This is a genomic window from Vibrio sp. T13N (genome assembly GCF_032970445.1).
Classification (GTDB): Bacteria; Pseudomonadota; Gammaproteobacteria; order Enterobacterales; family Vibrionaceae; genus Vibrio; species Vibrio diabolicus.
In genome coordinates this window covers 1-466 of record NZ_JAWJYE010000067.1, presented here as the reverse complement: position 1 = coordinate 466, position 466 = coordinate 1, and the positions used below count along the sequence as shown (strand labels likewise).

3 tRNA genes are annotated in these 466 nt (G+C 45.5%); all 3 read left to right on the top strand.

What is annotated here, in order from left to right:
- Positions 1-70: 70 nt before the first annotated feature.
- The 3 genes from R2S67_RS22850 (at position 71) to R2S67_RS22840 (ending at position 422) form a co-directional block, all read left to right on the top strand.
- Positions 71-146: transfer RNA gene (locus R2S67_RS22850), tRNA-Phe, on the top strand.
- Between the two features lie 54 nt (positions 147-200).
- Positions 201-276 (top strand) — tRNA-Asn (locus tag R2S67_RS22845).
- A gap of 70 nt (positions 277-346) precedes the next feature.
- Positions 347-422, top strand: a tRNA-Thr gene (locus tag R2S67_RS22840).
- The last annotated feature ends 44 nt before the right edge of the window (positions 423-466 follow it).

The following is a 466-nucleotide window of genomic DNA, read 5'->3' as shown; positions in this document are numbered from 1 at the left end:
AGTAGGTAGAGCAACTGACTTGTAATCAGTAGGTCACCAGTTCGATTCCGGTAGTCGGCACCATTCTTTTGCCTCGATAGCTCAGTCGGTAGAGCAGAGGATTGAAAATCCTCGTGTCGGTGGTTCGATTCCGCCTCGAGGCACCATATTTGGTGCGCTTGCTTAATTTAAATCATTGGCAAGACACAAAACAGAATAGTTCCTCCTTAGCTCAGTTGGTAGAGCGACGGACTGTTAATCCGCAGGTCACTGGTTCGAGTCCAGTAGGAGGAGCCAACTTCAAGAATTTCATATAAATGAGATTCTTAAAACGAAGAGTTCATCTCTTCTAAAAAGAATAAAGTGTGCCGACTTAGCTCAGTAGGTAGAGCAACTGACTTGTAATCAGTAGGTCACCAGTTCGATTCCGGTAGTCGGCACCATTCTTTTGCCTCGATAGCTCAGTCGGTAGAGCAGAGGATTGAAA